General features: G+C 72.7%; 19 protein-coding genes. 14 read left to right on the forward strand and 5 right to left on the reverse strand.

All coding sequences use genetic code 11. From position 1 onward, the window contains the following. On the forward strand, positions 1 to 857 hold an 857-nt coding region (locus LIU39_RS24925; protein WP_227049115.1), incomplete at its 5' end, for a tetratricopeptide repeat protein. Positions 858 to 921: 64 nt separating this feature from the next. On the opposite strand, the gene LIU39_RS24930 is transcribed toward LIU39_RS24925, so the two are convergent. Continuing rightward, entirely contained in the window at positions 922 to 1500 is a 579-nt protein-coding gene (locus LIU39_RS24930; RefSeq protein ID WP_227049116.1) for a TetR/AcrR family transcriptional regulator, read from the reverse strand. A gap of 165 nt (positions 1501 to 1665) precedes the next feature. Here LIU39_RS24930 and LIU39_RS24935 point away from each other — a divergent pair, with 165 nt between their 5' ends. Further along, a complete protein-coding gene (locus tag LIU39_RS24935) occupies positions 1666 to 2865 on the forward strand; it encodes a serine hydrolase domain-containing protein (RefSeq protein ID WP_227049117.1) in 1200 nt (399 codons plus the stop codon). A gap of 154 nt (positions 2866 to 3019) precedes the next feature. On the opposite strand, the gene LIU39_RS24940 is transcribed toward LIU39_RS24935, so the two are convergent. Next, complete coding sequence (locus LIU39_RS24940) at positions 3020 to 3745, reverse strand: alpha/beta fold hydrolase (protein WP_227049118.1); 726 nt, start codon at positions 3743 to 3745, stop codon at positions 3020 to 3022. A gap of 180 nt (positions 3746 to 3925) precedes the next feature. On the opposite strand from LIU39_RS24940, the gene LIU39_RS24945 reads away from it, so the two are divergent. Next, positions 3926 to 4324 (forward strand): winged helix-turn-helix transcriptional regulator, encoded by a 399-nt coding sequence (locus tag LIU39_RS24945; protein ID WP_227049119.1) that lies wholly within the window; start codon positions 3926 to 3928, stop codon positions 4322 to 4324. Positions 4325 to 4374: 50 nt separating this feature from the next. Here LIU39_RS24945 and LIU39_RS24950 read toward each other — a convergent pair whose 3' ends face one another. Beyond that, positions 4375 to 5682, reverse strand: a complete 1308-nt coding sequence (locus LIU39_RS24950) for a glycoside hydrolase family 27 protein (RefSeq protein ID WP_227049120.1) — start codon at positions 5680 to 5682, stop codon at positions 4375 to 4377. Between the two features lie 205 nt (positions 5683 to 5887). Here LIU39_RS24950 and LIU39_RS24955 point away from each other — a divergent pair, with 205 nt between their 5' ends. The 6 genes from LIU39_RS24955 (at position 5888) to LIU39_RS24980 (ending at position 13796) form a co-directional block, all read left to right on the forward strand. Continuing rightward, positions 5888 to 7459 carry a phytoene desaturase family protein gene (locus LIU39_RS24955; RefSeq protein ID WP_227049121.1) on the forward strand — a complete coding sequence of 524 codons (1572 nt, stop codon included), beginning with the start codon at positions 5888 to 5890 and terminating at the stop codon, positions 7457 to 7459. Between the two features lie 101 nt (positions 7460 to 7560). Beyond that, on the forward strand, positions 7561 to 8664 hold the full coding sequence (locus tag LIU39_RS24960; protein WP_227049122.1) for an NAD(P)H-dependent flavin oxidoreductase: 1104 nt from the start codon (positions 7561 to 7563) through the stop codon (positions 8662 to 8664). A gap of 20 nt (positions 8665 to 8684) precedes the next feature. Next, positions 8685 to 10244, forward strand: a complete 1560-nt coding sequence (locus tag LIU39_RS24965) for an acyl-CoA synthetase (RefSeq protein WP_227049123.1) — start codon at positions 8685 to 8687, stop codon at positions 10242 to 10244. Positions 10245 to 10320: 76 nt separating this feature from the next. After that, entirely contained in the window at positions 10321 to 11892 is a 1572-nt protein-coding gene (locus LIU39_RS24970; RefSeq protein ID WP_227049124.1) for a fatty acyl-CoA synthetase, read from the forward strand. Between the two features lie 279 nt (positions 11893 to 12171). Further along, positions 12172 to 12966: a VOC family protein gene (locus tag LIU39_RS24975; RefSeq protein ID WP_227049125.1), complete on the forward strand. Its 795-nt coding sequence runs from the start codon at positions 12172 to 12174 to the stop codon at positions 12964 to 12966. A 131-nt stretch (positions 12967 to 13097) separates the two neighbouring features. Further along, a complete protein-coding gene (locus LIU39_RS24980) occupies positions 13098 to 13796 on the forward strand; it encodes an alpha/beta fold hydrolase (protein ID WP_227049126.1) in 699 nt (232 codons plus the stop codon). A 20-nt stretch (positions 13797 to 13816) separates the two neighbouring features. On the opposite strand, the gene LIU39_RS24985 is transcribed toward LIU39_RS24980, so the two are convergent. Further along, entirely contained in the window at positions 13817 to 14650 is an 834-nt protein-coding gene (locus LIU39_RS24985) for a class I SAM-dependent methyltransferase (protein WP_227049127.1), read from the reverse strand. Between the two features lie 137 nt (positions 14651 to 14787). Here LIU39_RS24985 and LIU39_RS24990 point away from each other — a divergent pair, with 137 nt between their 5' ends. Then, positions 14788 to 15417 (forward strand): chorismate mutase, encoded by a 630-nt coding sequence (locus LIU39_RS24990; RefSeq protein WP_227049128.1) that lies wholly within the window; start codon positions 14788 to 14790, stop codon positions 15415 to 15417. 35 nt (positions 15418 to 15452) lie between these two features. On the opposite strand, the gene LIU39_RS24995 is transcribed toward LIU39_RS24990, so the two are convergent. Then, on the reverse strand, positions 15453 to 17081 hold the full coding sequence (locus LIU39_RS24995; protein WP_227049129.1) for an acyl-CoA synthetase: 1629 nt from the start codon (positions 17079 to 17081) through the stop codon (positions 15453 to 15455). Positions 17082 to 17245: 164 nt separating this feature from the next. Here LIU39_RS24995 and LIU39_RS25000 point away from each other — a divergent pair, with 164 nt between their 5' ends. The 4 genes from LIU39_RS25000 (at position 17246) to LIU39_RS25015 (ending at position 21313) form a co-directional block, all read left to right on the forward strand. Continuing rightward, the gene (locus LIU39_RS25000; protein WP_227049130.1) at positions 17246 to 18046 is read left to right on the forward strand and encodes a crotonase/enoyl-CoA hydratase family protein; all 801 of its coding nucleotides are present in this window, start codon (positions 17246 to 17248) and stop codon (positions 18044 to 18046) included. A 95-nt stretch (positions 18047 to 18141) separates the two neighbouring features. Further along, positions 18142 to 19089 carry a Zn-ribbon domain-containing OB-fold protein gene (locus LIU39_RS25005; protein WP_227049131.1) on the forward strand — a complete coding sequence of 316 codons (948 nt, stop codon included), beginning with the start codon at positions 18142 to 18144 and terminating at the stop codon, positions 19087 to 19089. Positions 19090 to 19100: 11 nt separating this feature from the next. Further along, complete coding sequence (locus LIU39_RS25010) at positions 19101 to 20153, forward strand: thiolase family protein (protein WP_227049165.1); 1053 nt, start codon at positions 19101 to 19103, stop codon at positions 20151 to 20153. Beyond that, the gene (locus tag LIU39_RS25015) at positions 20150 to 21313 is read left to right on the forward strand and encodes a thiolase family protein (protein WP_227049132.1); all 1164 of its coding nucleotides are present in this window, start codon (positions 20150 to 20152) and stop codon (positions 21311 to 21313) included. Before LIU39_RS25010 ends, LIU39_RS25015 begins: the two co-directional genes overlap by 4 nt. Positions 21314 to 21400 lie beyond the last annotated feature (87 nt).

A 21400-nucleotide genomic window follows, 5' to 3' on the forward strand; every position in this document is an offset into this window, starting at 1 on the left:
GTACGGCCGAGGCGCTGACCCGTCTCGGCCGGCACTTCGAGGCCCACCAGATCCTCGCGGCGGTGCTGGCAGGACTCCGCCGGGCGCGGGGCGACGACCACCCCGGCACCCTCAGCTGCCGTCACGACCTCGCGGTCGGCCTGGGCCTTCTCGGCCGCCTGGAGGACGCGTACCGCACGGCCCGCGAGGTGGCAGGCGCGCGGGCCGCGGTGCTCGGCGACCGGCATCCCGACACGTGGTGCACCCGCGGTGAAGTCGCCGCTCTGGCCGGTCGGTTGGGCCGCTGGACCGAGGCGCTGGGGGAGTACCGCAGGATCGCCGACGCGCGAGCGGCGGCCTGCGGCGCCGACCATCCCGACACGCTCGCCGCCCGCTACGAGGTCGGCGTCACCCTGGGCAGGCTCGGCCGCGCGGCCGAGGCGCTCGACGTCCACCGCGAGCTGGTCGCGGCCCACACCCGGACGCACGGCCCCGACGCGGCCGTGACGCTCCGGGTCCGGCACGGGCTCGGTGTCGGCCTCGGCCGCCTGGGCCGCTGGGAGGAGGCGCTCGCCGAGGCCGGGGCGGTGGCCGCGCGGCGCGCCGCCACGCTCGGCCCCGGCCACCCCGACACCCTGGTCAGCCTGCGCGAGCGGGCGGTGGCGCTGGGCTGGCTGGACCGCTGGGCCGAGGCGCAGAGCCTGTACCGCGAGGTCGCGGACGCCAGGGAACGGGCGCTGGGCGCGGCCCATCCCGACACCCTCGCCAGCCGCGCCGACGAGGCCCAGTGCCTGGAGCGGCTGGGCCGCACCGCCGAGGCCGCCGCCCTCTACCGCCGGGCCGCCGCGCTCCGCAGGGACCGCGCGGACCGCAGGTGACCCGCGAACCGGCGGCGGTGAGGCGGCTCCGCAGGCCGGGCGGACGACGGGATTGGGCCTGTGCTCACCGTCGTTCGGCGCCCGGTTCCCGCGCCGGCAGGCCCCGGAGGAGGGTGCCGAGGAACAGCTCGAAGCGCGGGGCGCCGTGGCCGAGGTCGAGAGGGTTCTCCTGGACGGCGAGCCAGCCGACGACGGAGGTGATGAAGATGTACCAGCTCTGCTCGGCCGGCTCGGGCTCCACTCCGGCGTCCGTGAACGCGGTGACGACCTCCTGCCGCAGCCGCCCGAAGGAGGGGGAGTGGCGGTGCGGCCGTGAGGTGCGGGTGGCGTAGCCGGGCACGGCGAGGAACTGGTCGTGCATGGCCCAGGCGACGCGGGCGAGCCAGGGCCGCCAGTGACCGCCGTGCGGTCCTTCGGGGGGAAGGATGCGCTCGACCATGACCTCGTTGACCAGGTCGAACAGCTGGTCGCGGTTTCTGACCCAACGGTAGAGGGCCCCGTGGGTGACCCCCAGGCGGGCCGCGAGTTCCCGCATGGTCAGCGCGTCGAGGTTCCCGGCCGAGAGGGCGGCGTCGACGATCCGCTCGCGGCTGATCCGCGCGGGGCGCCCCGGGCGCTGTCGGGTGTTCGCGGCATCAGCCATGGCCACGACTATACGGAACCGCCGTCGGCGGCCATCGGCGGCGGGGTCTCCGCCGCGAGGTGAGGACAGCTGGCCTCCGTTATTTGTAACCAGCGGTCATTAATTGAATTAGGGTGCTGTGGTGTCCGGAACTTCCGGACGCCATAACGGCCTTGGGAGGAAGCGATGGCGGAGAGCCATGCGGTACGGGGCACCGTGGCCGACGGGTTCGAGCCGGTACGGGACGAGTTCGCCGCGGTCGCGGCCGCTGAAGACAGCGACTTCGCCGCACAGGTGGTGGCGTATCGGCACGGCGAGCGGGTCGTGGATCTGTGGACCGGCCCGGAGATCACCGGCGATTCACTGCTCGGCGCGTTCTCCGCGAGCAAGGGCGCCGCGCATCTCGTCGTCGCCCTGCTCGTCCAGGACGGTGTGCTGGACCTGGATCGAAAAGTCAGCCACTACTGGCCGGAATTCGCCGTGGAAGGCAAGCAGGACATCACCCTTCGCGAGTTGCTGTCGCACCGGGCCGGACTGGTCGGTGCGGACACGGGGTTCACGCTCGATGAACTCGCCGATGACCGGATCGTCGCCGAACGCCTCGGCAGGCAGCGTCCGTACTGGCGGCCGGGCAGCGCGTTCGGCTACCACGCGCTGGTCATCTCGGCGCTGAGCGGCGAGGTGGTACGCCGCGCCACCGGACGGACCATCCAGGAACACTTCGCCGCCCGCGTGCGGGACGCCCGCGCGGTGGACGTCCACCTCGGGCTGCCGGAGGACCAGGAATCCCGTTTCCTGAGCGCACAACCGGCGGTGGCGACCCCCGGGCGGGCGGGCGGACCGGCAGCGCCCGAGAGCGGTGCGAACAGCCTGTCCGGCATCGCGTTCAACCGGAATCACCCGCAGAACCCGGAACTGTGGACGCTGCCCAACCACCGGACGGTACGGGCCCAGGGGCCGGCCTCGCTGGGCGGCGTGGCGTCGGCTCGCGGCCTGGCCCGGATGTACGCGGCCGCGATCGGCTCACCGGACGGCACGGCGGCGCTGCTGAAGCCGGACACCGCCGCCGCGTTCGCACAGATCCACTCCATCGGTCACGACCTGGTCACCCGCGAGCAGAAGGCGTTCGGGGTCGGCTTCCACGCCACGTCCGAGGTGTATCCGGTGCTGGGACAGGGCGCGTTCGGGCACAGCGGCGCGGGCGGCCAGCAGGCGTTCGCCGATCCGCGCAACGGTCTGGCCTACGGCTACAGCCGCCGGCGGTTCCCCGTCCCCAACGGCCCCGCCCCGGAGAACCACCGCCTGATCCGCGCGCTGCACGCTGCCGCCGACGGGCGCTGGACCGCGTCTTCAAGCGATCTTGCACGGTGGATCGTGGTGGGGTGATCCGGCGCCATGAACTGCCGGACGTGGAGCGGTGGTTCGTCCGGGCGCTGCTGCCCGGGTCATTGCGGGCCGGAGGCGGCCGGACGACCGCGCTGTGCTCGACGCGGCCGTATCGCTCCTGACGCGGGCGTGACACCTGGGCGATGATCCCTGGCTAGGGGAGCTTGAGAAGCAGTTCGCTGAGTTCGCCCGGCATGGTGATCATGCAGTCGTGGCCGGTCGGTAGCTCCCGGACCTGCGCGGCAGTGCCGTTGGGTTGCAGGGGAGGGACAGGGCGGCGGGTGACGCCCGCCGGCATGGCGCCGACATTGTGGATGTGCGTGCGCGGGATCGCGTGCACGGCCGGGTTGTCCAGTCGCACCGGCTGCTGCAGACAGCGCACCGGCTGGTCCGAGAGCATCCCGCGCAGCCAGGCAACGTCCGCCGGGTCTGTGACGCCGAACAGACCGAAGGGCGCAGGCTGTTCGGGCATCGGCGGCACGCGCCAGCCGCTCTCGGACTTCTCGGCGAGTTCGATCAGTTGCCGTGTCGCGGGTTGGACGTCGACTGCGGACTCACCGTCCTCCGGAACCATCGCGTCGAGGTAGACCAGGTGCGCGATGCGTTCCGGAATCCGGTTGGCCGCGGCGGAGATCACCAGCCCCGCGTAGCTGTGGCCAACGAGTACGACGTCGCTGAGGTTCTCCTCGGCGACCAGCCCGACCAAGTCGTCGACGTGCGTATCGAGCCCCACCTCCGGACCGAGCAGGTGTGCCTTGTCGCCATGGCCGGTCAGGGACGGCGCGAACACCCGGTGCCCGGCAGCCTCCAGCAGCGGCACCACCCGGTCCCAGCACCGTCCGTTGTGCCAAGCGCCGTGTATCAGCAGGAATGTGGACATGAGTGAATCAATCTTCCTTCGCAGCAGCAGAAGGGCACGGCCACGCGCATGCCGCCGGTTCGCGGCTGATGGTTACCGTTCGTGCCTCGGTACTGTTTGAGTACCAAGAGCATGCTGGTGCACACGACGCGCCACAGGCAATAAGGCACTTTTCGGTGCCCCGGTTCTCTGGAGGTAACCATGGACGCGGCACAAGGCGATCCACGGCCGGCGGCGCGGCCCAGCGACGCGTGCCGGACCCGGGTGGTGCTCGACATCGTCGGAGACAAGTGGTCGCTGCTGGTCGTGCGCCATCTCAGGGACGGACCACGCCGTTTCACCGAGCTCAAAAAGGCCATCGACGGAATCAGCCAGCGCATGCTCACCGTGACGCTGCGCAGCCTGGAGCGTGACGGAATCCTGACACGCACCGTTCGTGACGTGATGCCGCCGCATGTCAGCTATGAGCTCACCGAGATGGGCATCACCCTGCGCGAGGCCACCGCGCCCCTGCTCGAATGGAGCGTCGCGCACCTCGTCCGGATCGACGATGCCCGCGCCGCCTACGACACCCGCAGGGATCCACCGGCGGCCTCGTAGCGGGCCGGCACGTCGATGGTCACGCGGCAATCCCGCTGTGAAGGCACGCCCTAGCGTGCACTGATCCGGTACAGCACCGTGGCGTGCGGCGGGAGGTCCTTCGCGGTGATGGCGCCGCGGCTGCGGGTGGTGCGTCCGGTGGTCAGGTCGCGCAGGCGGTAGGAGCCGGCGGCCGGGAGTCCGGCGGCGGCCGCGGTGGTGGACACCGTTTGCGGGCTGTCGCCGGAGTTGAAGAGCGCCACCGCGCGGTCGCCGTTCTTCAGCGCCTTCGACAGCACCGCCGATCCCGCGTCGCGGTGCACCAGCGTGCCCTGGACGCCCAGCGGGTCCTGGTCGACGGCGATGATCTCCCGGTTGCCGAGCACGTCGAGCGCCGTGGGCGAGAGCCGGGTCAGGTCGGTGCTGGAGATCAGCGGGGCGGCCATCATCGCCCAGAGCGCCATCTGGCTGTGGATCTCCGCTCCCGTCAGACCCGAGTCGCCGGCCAGCAGGTAGTCGGGGTCGTTCCAGCGGCCGGGCTTCTGGAGGCGGGCCAGACGGGCGTTGTAGTCGAAGTTGTAGAGGATGGAGGACCACTTGGCGGCCGGTGCGTGCTTCTCCAGCGCGATGTCCCGGCCCTCCCGCCAGAGGTTGCCGACCTCGGCCGACCAGCCGATGACCTGGTGCCAGGTCCGCTCGTCGTCGTACTGGAAGTAGGCCGGAGCGGACACCGAGAAGGTGATGGAGCGGCCGGTGCCGCGCAGCTCCCGGCTCATCCGGCCGTAGGCGTCGCGGTAGGTCTGCTCCTTGGTGAGCCCCTGCTGGGTGGGCAGGTTGCAGCCGTCGAACTTGAGGTAGTCGACCTTCCAGCCGGCGAACATCTGGGCGTCCTGCCGGTAGTGGCCCAGGCTGCCCGGGTACTTCTCGCAGGTGGCCGTCCCCGCGTCCTCGTAGATGCCGAACCGCAGGCCCAGTGAGTGCAGTTGGCGGCCGATGTACGCCATGCCGTGCGGGAACTTCACCGGGTCGGCCACCAGTTCGCCCTGCGGGCCACGCTGCTTGGCCATCCAGCAGTCGTCGACGGTGACGGTGTCGTAGCCCTTCTTCGCCAGGCCGCTGCGGACCAGCGCTCTGGCGTTGTCGATGACGGTCTTCTCGTTGATGTCGCACATGTAGTACGACCAGTTGTTCCAGCCCATCGGCGGGGTCGGGGCCAGGTTCGGATAGGGCCCTGCGGTCTGCCGGGCGCCGGACGTGCCGGGGGGTTCCGGTGTGGCGGAAGCCGGCTCCGAGGCCGCCAGCAGGCCCGCGGTACAGGCGGCTGCGGCGGTCAGTCCGGCGAGGGTGCGGCCGATGCGGGAAACCGGAAGAGGGGGCACGGGTCACCTCAAGGGGGTGGGCGGAGCGCGGCTCCTGGGTGAGTGGGGTCCGGGACCGCGCCCGTCCGGTGGGCCGGGCGGGCGCGGCTCCGGACCCACTCATCCAGCAGCCGCCCCCGTCCGGTCAAGACGCCCCGCTGTCGGGGGGCGAGGATTCAGCCTCCTGCGCCTGGCGAGCCGCGAACACCGCGTGCTACCAAGAGGGATGCCGGAACGGACTTCGTATGACGTGGTCATCGTCGGCGGCGGGCACAACGGACTGGTGGCCGCCGCCTATCTCGCACGCGCCGGACGCAGCGTGCTGGTGCTGGAGCGGCTGGAGAACACCGGTGGTGCCGCCGTGTCGACCCGGGTGTTCGCCGGGGTGGACGCCCGGCTGTCCCGATACTCCTACCTCGTGAGCCTGCTGCCGCCGAAGATCGTGCGGGACCTCGGGCTGCGCTTCGCGGTCCGCACACGCCCCGTCTCCTCCTACACCCCGACGCTGCGCGACGGACGGCCGACCGGCCTCCTGGTCGGCGGCGGCCGGGACCGCACCCGCAGATCCTTCGCCGAACTCACCGGATCCGACGCGGAGTTCGCGGCATGGGAGCGCTTCCGCGCGGCCACCGGACGGGTCGCACAGCGGGTCTTCCCGACCCTCACGCAGCCGCTGCCCGACCGGGCCGCGCTGCGTGCCGCCGTCGATGACGACGCCGCGTGGGAGGCGCTGTTCGAGCGCCCACTGGGGGAGGCGATCGAGGAGACCTTCGCCGACGACCTGGTGCGCGGCGTGGTCCTCACCGATGCCCTGATCGGCACCTTCGCCACCGCCCACGACCCGTCGCTGCGGCAGAACCGCTGCTTCCTCTACCACGTCATCGGCGGCGGCACCGGCAGCTGGGACGTCCCGATCGGCGGGATGGGTGCGCTCACCGACGCGCTGGCCGACGCCGCCCGCCGGGCCGGTGCGGAGATCGTCACCCGCTGCCCGGTCACGGCCCTGGCGGCGGACGGCAAGGGCGCCGAGGTGACCTGCGAGACGGGCACGGTCGGCGCCCGGCGGGTGCTGGTCAACGCCGCGCCACGGGAGCTGGCCCGGCTGCTGGGCGAGCGGCCGCCGCCCGTGGCGGAAGGCGCCCAGCTCAAGGTCAACATGCTGCTGACCCGGCTGCCGCGGCTGCGGGACACCCGCATCGACCCGCGCGAGGCGTTCTCCGGAACCTTCCATGTCGCCGAGGGATACGGCCAGTTGGAGGCCGCACACCGGCAGGCCGCGGCCGGCCGGCTGCCCGCAGCGCCGCCGTCGGAGCTGTACTGCCACTCGCTGACCGACCCCTCCATCCTCGGCGCCGGCCTGATCCGCAAGGGCTTCCAGACACTCACCCTCTTCGGGCTGCACACCCCGGCCGGGCTGTTCGCAGGCGACACTCCCGCGCGTGCGGACACCCGGGACCGGCTGCTCACCGCCACCCTCGCCGAGCTGGACCGTCACCTGGCGGAGCCGCTCGCCGACTGCCTCGCCCGTGACGCCGGAGGCCGCCCGTGCATCGAGGCCCGCAGCCCGCTCGACCTGGACCGCGAACTGGGCCTGCCCGGCGGCAACATCTTCCACCGCGAGCTGGCCTTCCCGTATGCGGATCCGGAGAGCGGGGCGGCCGCCACCGCCGCCGGGCGCTGGGGAGTGGCGACCGGGCATCCGAACGTCCTGCTCTGCGGGGCGGGCGCGGTGCGCGGCGGGGGAGTGAGCGGCATCCCCGGGCACAACGCGGCGATGGCGGTGCTGGAGGAGGGGTGACCCGCGCGCCGGGAGGGGCGGGTCCGCCCACACTTCCCAGAAACTGACGCTGCATCAGAAAAGCTCTTCCCTGATGCGGCGCGCTGCGGCATCCTGCGCCCATGCAGACGGAGCTGAGCACCACGCTGGGCGTCGAGCACGCCGTCTTCGGATTCACCCCGTTCCCCGCGGTCGCCGCCGCGATCACCCGGGCCGGCGGCTTCGGCGTGCTGGGCGCGGTCCGCTACACCGCCCCCGACGACCTCGCCCGCGACCTGGACTGGATGCAGCAGCACACCGAAGGGCTGCCGTACGGGCTCGACGTGGTGATGCCCGCCAAGAAGGTCGAAGGGGTCAGCGAATCCGACGTCGAGGCGATGATCCCGGAGGGCCACCGCCGCTACGCCGCCGAGATCCTCGCCAAGCACCACGTCCCGCCGCTCGCCGCGGGCGAGGCATCCGGCTGGCGGATCACCGGCTGGATGGAGGAAGTCGCCCGCAACCAGCTCGACGTGGCCTTCGACTACCCGATCGCCCTCCTCGCCAACGCGCTCGGCTCGCCGCCGCCCGACGTCATCGCCCGCGCCCACGACCACGGCGTCCGCGTCGCCGCACTGGCCGGCAGCCCTCGGCACGCCCGCCACCACAAGGCCGCCGGCATCGACATCGTCGTCGCCCAGGGCTACGAGGCCGGCGGGCACACCGGCGAGATCGCCACCATGGTCCTCACCCCCGAGGTCGTCGCGGCGGTGGACCCGCTGCCGGTGCTGGCGGCCGGCGGGATCGGCACCGGCGAACAGATCGCGGCCGGGCTCGCGCTCGGCGCCCAGGGCGTCTGGCTCGGCTCGCTCTGGCTGACCACCGAAGAGGCCGAACTGCACTCCCGCAGACTCACCGCCAAGCTCCTCGCGGCCGGCCCCGGCGACACCGTCCGCTCCCGCGCCCTGACCGGCAAACCCGCCCGCCAGCTGCGCACCGAATGGACCGACGCCTGGGACGACCCGAGCGGCCCCGGCACCCTCCCGATGCCGCTCCAGGGCCTCCTGGTCGCCGAGGCCAACTCCCGTATCCAGCGCCATGAGGTCGAACCGCTGCTGGGTACCCCGGTCGGCCAGATCGTCGGCCGGATGAACAGCGAACGCAGCGTGCAGGCCGTCTTCGACGATCTCACCCGCGGCTTCGAGCGGGCCATCGACCGCATCAACCGCATCGCGGGACGCGCCTGACCCCTGGAGGAGGAAGCACCATGACGGACAACTCCGCACCGCCCCCCGGCTTCTGGGCGCAGGCCGCGGCCGACCCGGACCGCACCGTGCTGATCGCCCCGGACGGCGAGGAGTGGACCGCGGGACGGCTGCACGCCGCGAGCAACCAGCTGGTCCACGGACTGCGCGCGGCGGGCCTGGAACGCGGCGACGCCTTCGCCGCCGTCCTGCCCAACGGCGTCGAGTTCTTCACCGCCTACCTCGCCGCCTCCCAAGCCGGCCTCTACCTCGTGCCCGTCAACCACCACCTCGTCGGCCCGGAGATCGCCTGGATCGTCGCCGACTCCGGCGCCAAGGTGCTGATCGCCCACGAACGGTTCGCCGAAGCGGCCAGGTTCGCCGCCGACGAGGCCGAGCTGCCGACCACCCACCGTTACGCCGTCGGGCACGTCGAGGGATTCCGGCCGTACCGCCAACTCCTGGACGGACAGCAGCCCGCGCCCCCGGAGGAGCGCACCCTCGGCTGGGTCATGAACTACACATCCGGCACCACCGGACGCCCCCGGGGCATCCGCCGTCCGCTGCCCGGAATCCGGCCCGAGGAATCCCACCTCGGCGGCTTCCTCGGGATCTTCGGCATTCGGCCCTTCGACGGCAACGTCCACCTGGTCTGCTCGCCGCTCTACCACACCGCCGTGCTCCAATTCGCCGGCGCCTCCCTGCACATCGGGCACCGGCTGGTCCTGATGGACCGCTGGACGCCCCAGGAGATGCTCCGCCTGATCGACGCGCACCGGTGCACCCACACCCACATGGTCCCCACCCAGTTCCACCGGCTGCTCGCCCTCCCCCAGGAGACCCGCGCGGGCTACGACGTGACCTCCATGCGGCACGCCATCCACGGGGCGGCGCCCTGCCCCGGCCACGTGAAGCGCGCCATGATCGACTGGTGGGGCGACTGCGTCGAGGAGTACTACGCGGCGAGCGAGGGCGGCGGCGCCTTCGCGACCGCAGCCGACTGGCTCCGCAAGCCCGGCACGGTCGGCAGAGCCTGGCCGATCAGCGAACTGGCCGTCTTCGACGACGAAGGAAACCGGCTGCCCGCGGGCGAACTCGGCACCGTCTACATGAAGATGAGCACCGGCGGCTTCAGCTACCACAAGGACGAGGGAAAGACCCGCAGGAACCGGATCGGCGACTTCTTCACCGTCGGCGACCTCGGCCTGCTCGACGAGGACGGCTACCTCTTCCTCCGCGACCGCAAGATCGACATGATCATCTCAGGCGGGGTCAACATCTACCCGGCCGAGATCGAGTCCGCACTGCTCGGCCACCCCGCCGTCGCCGACGCCGCCGTCTTCGGCATCCCGCACGACGACTGGGGCGAGGAGGTCAAGGCCGTCGTCGAGGCCGCCGAAGGACACCGCGCCGGCCCCGAACTCGCCGCGGAACTCCTCGTGTTCTGCGCCGAGCAGCTGGCCGGCTACAAACGCCCCAAAACCGTCGACTTCATCGCCGCCATGCCCCGCGACCCCAACGGCAAGCTCTACAAGCGACGGCTGCGCGCACCGTACTGGGAGGGCCGCGAGCGCGCGGTGTAGCCGCCCCGGCCGCTCCGCACCGACCGCTCCGTGCCGGTGCCTTGACCCGGCACGGGGCGCGTCCGAGGATCGCGCCATGACGCAAGCGCGGAGCAATACGGTCGACGGAGTGCTGCGGCGCAGCGCGCGACGGGTGCCGGGACGGACGGCGGTGCGCTACGCCGAGCGGGCCTGGACCTACCGGGAGCTGGACGCCGCGGTGACCGCGGCGGCGCGGGTACTGCGCGGCGCCGGACTCGCCACGGGCGACCGGGTCGCCGCCTACGGACACAACTCCGACGCCTACCTCATCGGCTTCCTGGCCTGCGCCCGCGCCGGCCTGGTCCACGTACCGGTCAACCACGCCCTCACCGGCGACGACCTGCACTATCTCCTCGACCAGTCCGGCAGCGCCCTGGTCCTGACCGACCCGGAACTGGCGCACCGCCTGCCGCCGTCCCGCCCCGCCATGCCGCTGCGCGACGCGCCCGACGGCCTGCTGGAACGGCTCCGCGCGGAGCCGGCGGCGGACGGGGCGCGGGCCGACGAGCCCGCCGACGAGCCCGCCGGTGTGCCCGACGACGCGCTCGTCCAGCTCCTCTACACCTCGGGAACCACCGCACTCCCCAAGGGCGCGATGATGACGCACCGCGCGCTGGTCCACGAGTACACCAGCGCCGTCGTCGCCCTGGACCTCAAGGAGACCGACCGGCCGCTGCACGCCCTGCCCCTGTACCACTCCGCGCAACTGCACGCCTTCCTGCTGCCCTACCTGGCGGTGGGCGCGGAGAACACCATCGTGGCCGGGCCCGACCCGCGGCAGATCTTCGACCTGGTGGAGGCGGGCCGGGTCGACAGCCTCTTCGCGCCGCCGACCGTATGGATCACGCTGGCGAACCACCCGGAGTTCCCCGCCCGTGACCTCGGCGCGCTGCGCAAGGCGTACTACGGCGCCTCGATCATGCCGGTGCCGGTCCTGGAGCGGCTGCGGGCCCGCCTGCCGCAGCTCGCCTTCCGCAACTGCTTCGGGCAGAGCGAGATCGGCCCGCTGGCCACCGTCCTGGGCCCCGCGGAGCACGAGGGCCGGATGGATTCCTGCGGGCGCCCGGTGCTGTTCGTGGAGGCGCGGGTGGTGGACGAGACGGGCGCCGAGGTGCCCGACGGCGAGCGCGGCGAGATCGTCTACCGCTCTCCCCAGCTGTGCACCGGCTACTGGGACAAGCCGCAGGAGACCGCCGAGGCATTCCGGAACGGCTGGTTCCACTCCGGCGACCTGGCGGTGCGCGACGCCGAGGGCTATTTCACCGTCGTCGACCGGGTCAAGGACGTCATCAACTCCGGCGGCGTGCTGGTCGCCTCGCGCCAGGTGGAGGACGTGCTGTACGCGCACCCGGAGGTGGCGGAGGTCGCGGTCATCGGGCTCCCCGACTCCCGCTGGATCGAGGCGGTGACCGCCGTCGTCGTACGGCGCACACCGGCCGCGGACGGTGCGGGGGACGGCCCGGAGGCGGGCGGTCCGGTGGGGGAGCGGGAGCTGATCGACGCCGTGCGGGCCCGGCTCGCGGCCTTCAAGACACCCAAACGGGTCCTGTTCGTGGACGCACTGCCGCGCAACGCCAGCGGCAAGGTTCTCAAGCGCGAGCTGCGCGCCCGCTTCGCCGACGGCTGAGCCTCCGGGGAGCCCGGGGGCCGGCGGTGCGGGGCCGTGCCGTCCGGACAGCCGCGGGTGCCGGATGTACGGAGAGCGACTGTCAGTGCCCCCTGGCATGCTGAGAAATGGCCGGAACCCGTGCTGACGATAACTCTCCGTCGCCGTCAGTCGAGTCGCAGCCGCACCACCGTTCACAGCTCTTCGCGGGACCGGCCGGCACCACCCCGGCCCCGTACGGCTCGGCGCATCACGCAGCGCGCGCACCCGCGCAGGACGAAGGACACCGGAGGACCACCCATGCTGACCACCGACTACGTACCGGGCTCACCGAACTGGCTCGACCTCGGCGCCCCCGACACCGACGCCGCGGCCGCCTTCTACTCCGCCGTCCTCGGCTGGACCTTCCGGTCGGCGGGCCCGGACGCCGGCGGCTACGGCTTCTTCCAGCGGGGCGGCAGGACGGTCGGTGGCCTCGGCCCGCTGACGGAGACCGGTGCGTCCGCCGCCTGGACGGTGTACTTCCACACCCCGGACGCCGATGCCACCCGCGAGCGCGTCGAGCAGGCCGGCGGCTCGGTCCGCGTCCCGCCGCAAGACGTCTTCACCGCCGGCCGGATGGCGGCCTTCACGGACCCCGCAGGCGCCGACTTCGGTGTCTGGCAGCCCGGCGACGTCCCGGGCCTGGAGACGGTGTCGGAGCCCAACTCGCTGTGCTGGACGGAGCTTTACACCACCGACGCCGCCGTGGCGAAGTCCTTCTACCGCTCGGTGTTCTCCTGGGAGGCCCAGGACATGCCGATGGACGGCGGCATCGTCTACAGCGTCGTGTCCTCACCCGGCGGCGGCAAGGGCGAGGACACCGGTCAGGGCGGCATCATGCAGCTGCCCCAGGAGAACCTGGACGCAGGATCGACACCCGAGTGGCACCCGTACTTCGGCGTCACCGACTGCGACGCCGTCTTCGCCGTGGCCACCGCGAACGGCGCGGACGTCCTGATGCCGCCCACCGATGTCCCCGGCGTCGGCCGGCTCGCCGCACTCAAGGACCCCGCGGGAGCCCCGTTCTCCCTGATCACGGGCGAGCCGTCATGACGTGAGCGGGACCGGACGAGCCGGCGCCTCGGCGGCCACCGGCCGTTCCGCGGCGGACAGGAGCCGGGGGATCAGCCCACGGCGAACGGGCCAGAGGCGTGGCGCCGACGGCTCACGGGTACGCCGAGCCCATGAGTGACGTACGGAAGGTGCAGGTCGGCGACGTGCGGCTGGCATACCGGGTGTGGGGCGACGAAGCGGCGCCCCCGGCCGTGCTGCTGCACTGCCTGGGGGAGGACGGCGAGGACTGGCGCGGCGTGGTCGGGCGGCTGGCAGGCACCCACCGCGTCTACGCACCCGACCAGCGCGGCCACGGCGACAGTGACTGGCCGGGCGAGTACGGCTTCGCCCGCTGGCGGGACGACGCGATCGGCTTCCTGGCGGCGCTCGGCCTGGAGCGGGTGACGCTGATCGGCCACTCGCTGGGCGCGGTCGCCGCGCTGCTGCTGGCTTCCGGCCGGCCCGAACTGGTGGAACGGCTCGTCCTGGAGGAAGCCGCGCCCCCGCTGCCCGCCGATCCGCCGCAGGACGTTCCCGAGCCGCCGCCGGGACCGGCGTCCTTCGACTGGCGCGCCAAGGCCGCGGTGGTGGCGGAGCGCAACACCCCCGACCCGCTGTGGTGGGAGGGCCTGGCGCGGATCACCGCTCCCACACTGGTCATCGGTGGCGGCCCGGCCAGCCACATCCCGCAGCACCAACTGGCCGCCATGGCCGCACGGATCCCCGACGCCAGGCTGGTGACCGTGGCGGGCGCGGGCCACCTCGTCCACGCAGAGCGCCCGCACGAATTCCTCGACGCGGTCGTCCCGTTCCTGGGCCCGGGAAGATAGGAGCACCCGCCCGCCCGGTCTCACTCCGGCCGGGTCGCGCTGCCGAGCAGGGCCACGGCCGGGAGCGCCACGAAGCCGTCGCCGACCGCGTGGGCGGCCACCTTGCGGTCGTACGTCCGGCGTACGGCCGCCAGGGAAGCGGGATCGAGCCGGGAGACGACGGTACCGGTCAGCGGGGTGCCGGTGGTGACGTCGGACCACCACCGGTCGGGGTCGACGCGGTGCAGCAGGCGGAGGGTATCCACGTCGGCCGACGCGAAACCGGCGTCGGCCAGCAGCCGGTAGAAGGCCGTGGGCAGGTCCGGGGCCGTGGAGTCGGCCAGGAACGGGCCGGACAGCGGCACCCCGTCCGGGTAGGGCACCCCGGACTCGGCGACGGACTCGCCGAACAGCGCCAGCGCCCGCATCGCCTCCTTCTCCCAGCAGGTCAGCGCCAGCCGCCCGCCCGGGGCCAGGACCCGGCGGATCTCCGCGAGCCCGGCGGCCGGATCGCCCAGGTGGTTGATGACGAAATTGCCGACCAGTGCGGTGAACTGCCCGTCGGGGAAGGGGAGTTCGTCGAGCAGGGCGGTCCTGACGTCGAGGCCGGGATGGGTGCGGGACGCGAGGGCGGCCATTTCGGGCGAGGCGTCCACCGCGGTCACCTCCGCGCCCCGCCGCAGGGCCGCGGCGGACACCGTTCCCGGCCCGCAGCCCACGTCCAGGACACGCGTGCCCGTGCCGACCCCCGCGGCGTCCAGCAGCGGTTCGACGAAGCGGGCGGCCAGGCGCCCGAATCCGTCGCGGTAGGCGTCGGAACGGCCGCTCCAGCCGGCCCGCTCGAAACGGTCGAACGATTCCGCGTCCCAGGTCACGGCGGGCCCTGCCTCTCGTAGCTGATCTCCCATGGTGCCAGAGGCGGTTGGCGCCACGGGGCGAGTGGACCCGGGGCCGCATGGCCGGTTCTGCGGGTACGGTCGGGCGGAGAAATCCGGTTCGAGAAGGGCTGATCGTGCACCTGACCACTTTGCCGCGCCGCCTGCTGGCCGCCGGCGCCGCAGCCACCGTCCTGTTCACCGTGACGGGCGCCGCGACCGGCACCGCGGCGGCCGCGTCACCAGCCCCGGCGGCCCACCGGGCACCCGCCGCGCACTCCTCCTACGCCGCGCTGCGGCCGCTCGCCGCGCTGTCGGCCGAGCGGGACGCGGTCGGCGATCTGGTGGCCGCCGCCAAGTGGGGTACCGGCGGGCCGATCGACGATCCGGCCCGTGAGCAGCAGGTCCTGGACGCGGTGGCGGCGCAGGCGCGGCAGTGGGGCGCGGACCCCGCGGCCACGAAGCGGATCTTCCGGGACCAGATCGAGGCGAGCAAGGTCATCCAGCGGGAGCTGCACCGCCGGTGGACGGCCGATCCCGCGCAGGTGCCGACCGAGCGCCCGGACCTGAACGAGGTCCGCGAGAAGATCAACCGCATCAACACCGGCCTGGTGCGGGCCATCGCCGCATCGGACACCGCGCGCTCCGCGCCGTACTGCCCGGTGGTGCTGGGCGCGGCAGCCGGACAGGTGCAGCACGCGCAGCGGCTCGACGCGCTGCACACCGCCGCGCTGGCCCGTGCCCTGCGGTCGGTGTGCGGCGGCTGACCGGCCGTAGACGTGGCGGGGATGCCCCCGCCCGCTCATCCCTCCCGCGCGCCCGTCGCGACCGCCTTCGCCCAGCGGTAGTCCGCCTTGCCGCTGGGGGAGCGCTGGATGCGGCGGGTGAGCACGAGGGCGCGCGGGATCTTGTATCCGGCCAGCCGGGTGCGGCAGTGGTCCTGAATGTCCGTGAGGCCCAACCGCTCGGCACCGTCGCGCAGTTGCACAACGGCGGCGACCCGGCTGCCCCACCGCTCGTCCGGTACGCCGGCCACCAGCGCGTCGTAGACGTCGGGATGGGCCTTGAGCGCCTGCTCGACCTCTTCCGGGTAGATCTTCTCGCCGCCGGAGTTGATGCACTGCGAGCCCCGGCCCAGCACGGTGACGATGCCGTCCTCGTCAACGGTCGCCATGTCGCCCAGCAGTACCCACCGGTCGCCGTGCGCCTCGAAGAACGTCTCGGCGCTCTTGGCCGGGTCGTTGTAGTAGCCCAGCGGCACATGGCCGCGCAGCGCGATCCGGCCCACCTCGCCCGCCGCGACCGGCTCGCGCGTCGCCGGATCGACCACAGCCGTACGGGCGTTGACGCGCAGCCGGAAGCCCTTCTCGGGCCCGGAGTCGTCGGTCGCCGTGCCGTTGAAGCCGGATTCGGACGAGCCGAAGTTGTTGAGCAGCATGGCCTGCGGGACCAGTGCGGCGAACTGCGCGCGCACCGTGTCCGAGAGGATCGCGCCCGAACTGCTCACGCTGAACAGGGAGGAGCAGTCGGTGCCCTTGAGCGGCCCGCCCAGCGCGTCGGCCAGCGGACGCAGCATCGCGTCACCGACCAGCGAGACGCTGGTGACCTTCTCCCGTTCGATGGTGCGCAGCACCTCTTCCGGCACGAACTTGCGGTGCACGACGACCTTCTGGCCGAAGTGGAAGGCGATGAAGGCGGTGAGGGTGGACGTGCCGTGCATCAGCGGCGGGGCGGGGAAGAAGACGAGCCCTTCGCCTCCCGCGGCGACCCGTTCGGCGAGTTCTTCGGGCCGTTTCACCGGCTCTGCGGTCGGCGCGCCGCCGCCCATCCCGGAGAAGAACAGGTCTTCGTGGCGCCACATCACGCCCTTGGGCATCCCGGTGGTGCCGCCGGTGTAGACGATGATCTGGTCGTCCGCGGAGCGCGGGCCGAATCCGCGTTCCGGCGACCCGTCCGCCTCGGCGGCGGCCAGCGGCACGGGCGCGACGGCCGGTTCCGGCGCGCCTGCCGGCGGTGCGCCGACCCGTACGAGGTGGCGCAGCTTCGGGGCCCTGGGCAGGGCGGCGGCCACCCGGGCGGTGAACTCCCCGTCGAAGACCAGCCCGGCCAGGTCGGCGTCCCGGTAGAGGTAGGCCAACTCCTCTTCGACATACCGGTAGTTGACGTTCACGGGGACGGCACGGATCTTCAGGCAGGCGTAGAGGGCCTGGAGGTACTCGATGCCGTTGTAGAGGTGCAGCCCGACGTGCTGACCGGGGCCGATGCCGCGTCCGGCGAGGTGGTGGGCGAGGCGGTTGGCGGCGCGGTCCAGCTCGGCGTAGGTCAGCCGGCGTTCCGCTCCGCTGCCCGGGTGCTCGGCGTACACCAGCGCCTCGCGATCGGGGACCGTGTCGGCGATCGATTCGAAGAGGTCGGCAAGGTTGTACTCCACGTCTCCTCCAGACCGTACCGGGCGTCGGCTCGGCGGCCATTAGAGCGCCGTGCGCAGCGGCAGGGAAGGGGCACGGCGAAGAAAACTGACTACCTGTCAGAAAACTCTTGAAGTCGCCGTACGCCTACTGCAACCTGTTCTACGTCTGGAGACGGGAGGACGGAATGGGCGGGACGGAACATCTCACCGTGCGGCGCGTCGGCGCGACACTGGTGCTCACCCTCAACCGGCCGGAGGCGAAGAACGCACTCTCGCTGCCGATGCTGGTGGGCCTGTACGACGGCTGGATCGCCGCCGACGAGGACGACGCGATCCGCTCGGTCGTCCTCACCGGCGCCGGCGGAACGTTCTGCGCCGGCATGGACCTCAAGGCCCTCGCGGGCGACGGAATGGCCGGGCAGCACTACCGCGACCGGCTGCGCGACGACCCCGACCTGCACTGGAAGGCGATGCTGCGCCACCACCGCCCCCGCAAGCCGGTGATCGCCGCCGTCGAGGGGCACTGCGTCGCGGGCGGCACCGAAATCCTCCAGGGCACCGACATCCGGGTCGCGGGCGAGAGCGCGACCTTCGGCCTCTACGAAGTGAAACGGGGACTGTTCCCCATCGGCGGCTCCACCGTCCGCCTCGCCCGCCAGATCCCGCGCACCCACGCCCTGGAAATGCTGCTCACCGGCCGCCCCTACCCGGCACCCGAGGCCGCACGGATCGGCCTGATCGGACACGTCGTCCCCGACGGCACCGCCCTGGAGAAGGCCCTGGAGATCGCCGAACGGGTCAACTCCTGCGGCCCGCTCGCCGTCGAGGCCGTCAAGGCGTCCGTCTACGAGACCGCAGAGATGACCGAGACCGACGGGCTCGCGGCCGAACTCGCCCGCGGCTGGCCGGTTTTCGACACCGCGGACGCCAAGGAGGGCTCCCGGGCCTTCGCGGAGAAGCGTCCGCCCGTCTTCCGGCGCGCCTGACCGGGAGCGCCGGTCCTCACGGCCCGGGGGAGCGCACCCTTCCGCGGCGTCCGGCCCCAGGCGCCACGCCACCGCGCCCCACCCAAGGAGTCCGCATGTCAGAGGTCCTCACGGCGCCCCTCGTCGTGGAATTCCCCTTCACCCGCTCGCTCGGCCCCGTTCAGAGCGCCTTCCTCACCGGACTGCGCGAAGGCACCGTCCTCGGCGTCCGGGCGGGCGACGGCCGCATCGTCGTGCCACCCACCGAATACGACCCGGTCACCGCCGAAGAGACCCGCGAGCTGGTCGAGGTCGCCCCGGCCGGCACCGTCACCACCTGGGCCTGGAATCCGGCCCCGCGCCGCGGGCAGCCGCTCGCCACACCCTTCGCCTGGGTCCTGGTCCGGCTCGACGGCGCCGACACCGCCCTGCTGCACGCGCTGGACGCGCCCGGCCCGGACGCCGTACGCACCGGCATGCGGGTCCGCATCCGCTGGGCCGCCGAACGGACCGGCGCCATCACCGACATCGCCTGCTTCGAACCGCACGACCAGCCTCCGGACGAGGGACAACCGGCGGCCCACGACGGCCACTTCGCCGCCCCCGTCACCGGCATCACCACCCCCGCCCGCCTCGACTACACCTACGCGCCGGGCCGCGCCCAGTCCCGCTACCTCCAGGCGCTCGGCGGGCGCAAGACCATCGGCGAACGCTGCCCCTCCTGCCGCAAGGTCTACGTACCGCCCCGTGGCGCCTGCCCCACCTGCGGTGTCGCCACCGACACCCAGGTCGAGGTCGGCCCGCGCGGCACCGTCACCACCTTCTGCATCGTCAACATCAAGGCCCGCAACGTCGACATCGAAGTCCCCTACGTCTACGCCCACATCGCCCTGGACGGCGCCGACCTGGCCCTGCACGCACGCATCGGAGGCATCCCCTACGACCAGGTCCGGATGGGCCTGCGCGTCGAACCGGTCTGGACCGAGGACGGGCGCTACCCCGACCACTACCGGCCCACCGGCGAACCCGATGCCGACTACGACAGCTACAAGGAGCTGATCTGATGCCCGACCCGATGCGCGAGGTCGCCGTCGTCGCCTTCGGGCAGAGCGACCACGTCCGCGACAGTGCGGAGACCTCCGAGGTCGAGATGCTGATGCCGGTCCTGCACGACGTCCTCGGCCAGGCTGGGCTCAAGGCCCGCGACATCGGCTTCACCTGCTCGGGCTCGTCCGACTACCTCGCCGGCCGCGCCTTCTCCTTCACCATGGCCCTGGACGGCGTCGGCGCCTGGCCCCCGATCGCCGAATCGCACGTCGAGACGGACGGCGCCTGGGCGCTGTACGAGGCATGGGTCAAGATCCTCACCGGTGAGGCCGACACCGCCCTGGTCTACGCGTACGGCAAGTCCTCGCCCGGCGACGTCCGCGAGGTCCTCACCCGCCAGCTCGACCCGTACTACGTCGCCCCGCTCTGGCCCGACTCCGTCGCGCTCGCCGCCCTCCAGGCGCAGGCCCTGATCGACGCCGGGCACACCGACGAGCGCGAACTGGCCAGGATCGCCGCCCGCAGCCGCACCGCCGCGGCGGACAACCCGCACGCCCAGCTGACCGGCAGCGTCCCCGCAGGCGACTACCTCGTTGCCCCGCTGCGGGCCGGCGACTGCCCGCCCGTCAGCGACGGCGCCGCCGCCGTCGTCCTCGCCGCAGGCGACACCGCCCGCCGGCTGACCGATCGCCCCGCCTGGATCCGTGGCATCGACCACCGCATCGAAGCCCACAGCCTCGGCGTACGCGACCTGGCCGCATCCCCGTCCACCCGGCTCGCCGCCGAACGCGCCGGATACTTCGAACACCCCGTGGACACCGCCGAGTTGCACGCCCCCTTCACCTCCCAGGAGGTCGTCCTGCGCCGCGCCCTGGACCTCGACGGCGCCGACACGCAGGTGGTCGTGAACCCCTCGGGCGGCGCCCTGGCCGCCAACCCCGTCATGGCCGCCGGACTGATCCGCATCGGCGAGGCCGCCGACCGCATCCGGCGCGGCGCGTCCGACCGGGCGCTCGCACACGCCACGTCGGGCCCCTGCCTGCAACAGAACCTGGTCGCCGTCCTGGAGGGGGAGTCATGACCAAGGAACCCGTGGCCGTCGTAGGTATCGGCCAGACCGCGCACGTCGCCGCCCGCCGCGACGTCTCCCTCGCAGGGCTCGTCCGCGAAGCCGCCCAACGTGCCCTGGACGACGCCGGGTTGGCCTGGGCCGACATCGACGCCGTGGTGCTCGGCAAGGCCCCCGACTTCTTCGAGGGCGTGATGATGCCCGAGCTGTACCTCGCCGACGCCCTGGGCGCCGTCGGGAAGCCCATGCTGCGGGTGCACACCGCGGGATCGGTCGGCGGCTCCACCGCGCTGGTCGCCGCCAACCTCGTCGCCGCCCGCGTCCACCGCACCGTCCTGACCCTCGCCTTCGAAAAACAGTCCGAGTCCAACGCCATGTGGGGCCTGTCCCTGCCCATCCCCTTCCAGCAGCCGCTGCTGGCCGGCGCCGGCGGCTTCTTCGCCCCGCACATACGCGCCTACATGCGCCGCTCCGGCGCGCCCGGCACCATCGGCTCCCTGGTCGCCTACAAAGACCGCCGCAATGCCCTCAAGAACCCGTACGCACACCTCCACGAGCAGGACCTCACCCTGGAGAAGGTGCAGTCCTCGCCCATGCTCTGGGATCCCATCCGCTACTCCGAGACCTGCCCCTCGTCCGACGGCGCCTGCGCGATGATCCTCGCCGACCGCGCCGGGGCCGCCCGGTCACCGCACCCGCCCGCCTGGGTCCACGGCGGGGCGATGCGCAGCGAGCCCACCCTCTTCGCCGGCAAGGACTTCGTCTCCCCCCAGGCCGGCAAGGACTGCGCGGCCGACGTCTACCGGCAGGCCGGCATCACCGACCCGCGGCGGGAGATCGACGCGGTGGAGATGTACGTGCCCTTCAGCTGGTACGAGCCGATGTGGCTGGAGAACCTCGGCTTCGCCGCCGAGGGCGAGGGCTGGAAGCTCACCGAATCCGGCGCCACCGAACTCGACGGCGACCTCCCCGTCAACCCCTCCGGCGGCGTCCTGTCCACCAACCCGATCGGCGCCTCCGGAATGCTCCGTTTCGCCGAAGCCGCCCTTCAGGTCCGCGGCCGGGCCGGAGCGCACCAAGTGGACGGTGCCCGGCGGGCGTTGGGCCACGCCTACGGCGGCGGCGCCCAGTTCTTCTCGATGTGGCTGGTGGGGGCGGAACCGCCGGTGTGACGGGGGCGGAGGGTATCGGGGGCCGCCGGTCGCCGTCGCGGTCGCGACCGTCACCGCCCGTTTCCTGGCGACCGGGCGACCGCGGAA

The sequence above is a fragment of the Streptomyces pinistramenti genome (assembly GCF_020564935.1).
In the GTDB taxonomy this organism is placed as follows: Bacteria; Actinomycetota; Actinomycetes; order Streptomycetales; family Streptomycetaceae; genus Streptomyces; species Streptomyces pinistramenti.